This is a genomic window from Micromonospora phytophila (assembly GCF_023656545.1).
Lineage (GTDB): Bacteria > Actinomycetota > Actinomycetes > Mycobacteriales > Micromonosporaceae > Micromonospora > Micromonospora phytophila.
Genome location: NZ_JAMOKF010000590.1, coordinates 1 through 1,716 on the forward strand (window position 1 = coordinate 1; position 1,716 = coordinate 1,716).

The following is a 1,716-nucleotide window of genomic DNA, read 5'->3' on the forward strand; positions in this document are numbered from 1 at the left end:
AGGCCAGCAGCGCCCCGGCCGCCGCCAGGCCGAGCCGCGGCAGCCGCCGCCCGCCGGGCGCGGGGAGGGTGAGGGCGAGCAGGGCGCCGAGCCCGAAGGCCACCCCGAGGCCGTACGTCACCCGGCCGGCGACCAGGTTGCCGGCGATGGTGACCACCCCGACCAGGCTGCCGAGCAGCGGGCGGGGCACCCCGGTGCGTACCAGCAGGGCCGCCAAGGCGGTCGCCGCCGCGAGCAGGGCCAGCGCGCCGGTGACCCGCACCCCGAGCAGGGCCATCACCGGCTGGGACACCAGGCTGTAGCCGAACTGCTGGACCCCGCCGTACCAGCGCAGGTCCACCGGGGTCAGGCCGTGGGCGGCGAAGAAGTCGGCCCGCGCCACCTGCGCGGCCAGGTCGGAGCCCATGCCCGGCAGCGCCAGGTAGACCGCCCCGAGGGCGGCGGCGGACGCGGCGGCCACCGCCACCACCCGACTGCGCCGCATGCCCACCTCCGTAACGCGACCACGGTACTGGCAGCATGTCGGGCGTGCCTCACCACCTCGCGCGCTGGACCGGCCTGGCCGGCTCGACGCTGCTCGCCCTGGCCGCGTTCCTCGGCGGCGCGTTTCCCGACGGCGACCTGCGCCCCACCCCGGTCAGCATCTGGCAGGGCCCGAACGGGCCGCTGATCATCGCCGCCTGGCTGGTCGGCACCGGTCTGATGGCGTACGCCTGGTGGACGCTGCGCGACCGGGTCCCGTCGGCGCGCTGGGCGCTGGTCACCGTCGGGCTCTGGCTGCTGCCGCTGCTGGTCACGCCGCCGATGGGCAGCCGGGACGTCTACGCGTACGCCTGCCAGGGCGCCAGCTACTCCGCCGGGATCAACCCGTACGAGCAGGGGGTCTCGGCGCTGCCCTGCCCCTGGCTGGACACCATCTCCTACATCTGGCGGGACACCTCGGCCCCGTACGGGCCGCTGTTCCTGCTGCTCGCCGGGGCGGTGGTCAAGGCGACCGGGTCGCTGGTCGGCAGCATCGTGCTGTTCCGGCTGCTGGCGGTGGCCGGGTTGGGGCTGACCGCCGCCTGCCTGCCGGTGCTGGCCCGGCGCTGCGGCGTACCGGCCGGCCGGGCGGTCTGGCTGGCGCTGGGCTCGCCACTGATCGGGGTGCACCTGGTCTCGGGGGCGCACAACGACGCGCTGATGGTGGGGGTGCTCGTCGCCGGCTTGGCGGTGGTGGTGTCCCGGCCGGGCCGCCCCGGCCCGCTACTCGCCGGGGGAGTGCTGCTCGGGCTGGCCGCCGCGATCAAGGTGACCGCGCTGGTCGTGGTGCCGTTCGCCGCGCTGGCCGCGATCGTCGGGGCGTACTCGATCAGGGCGCTGGTGCGCGACGGCGGGTGGGTGGTCGGCGGGGCGGTCGCCGCGGTGGTCGGCGCGACCCTCGCCACCGGCCTGGGCTTCGGCTGGGTGACCGGGCTGGAGCAGGGCGGCCTGGTGATCGCCTGGACCTCGCCGCCGACGGCGGTGGGGCAGACCGTCGCCTACCTCGCCGCGCCGTTCGGCTGGCACGGCGACCCGCTGCCGGTCACCCGGGGGATCGGGCTGGCCGCGCTCGCGCTGGTCCTGCTCTGGCTCTGGTGGCGCGCGCGCACCCGGGAGCCGATCTGGCACGCCGGCCTGGCGCTGGCCGCCACGGTCGCCCTCGCCCCGCTCTTCCACCCCTGGTACTGGACCTGG

1 protein-coding gene and 1 pseudogene are annotated in these 1,716 nt (G+C 76.8%); one reads left to right on the forward strand and one right to left on the reverse strand.

The features are described from left to right. A pseudogene (locus tag NCC78_RS31560) lies at nt 1–484 on the reverse strand (hypothetical protein); the annotation flags it as partial. Nucleotides 485–528: 44 nt separating this feature from the next. Between NCC78_RS31560 and mptB the strand changes: the two are divergent. Next, on the forward strand, nt 529–1,716 hold a 1,188-nt coding region (gene mptB / locus NCC78_RS31565; protein ID WP_250799096.1), incomplete at its 3' end, for a polyprenol phosphomannose-dependent alpha 1,6 mannosyltransferase MptB.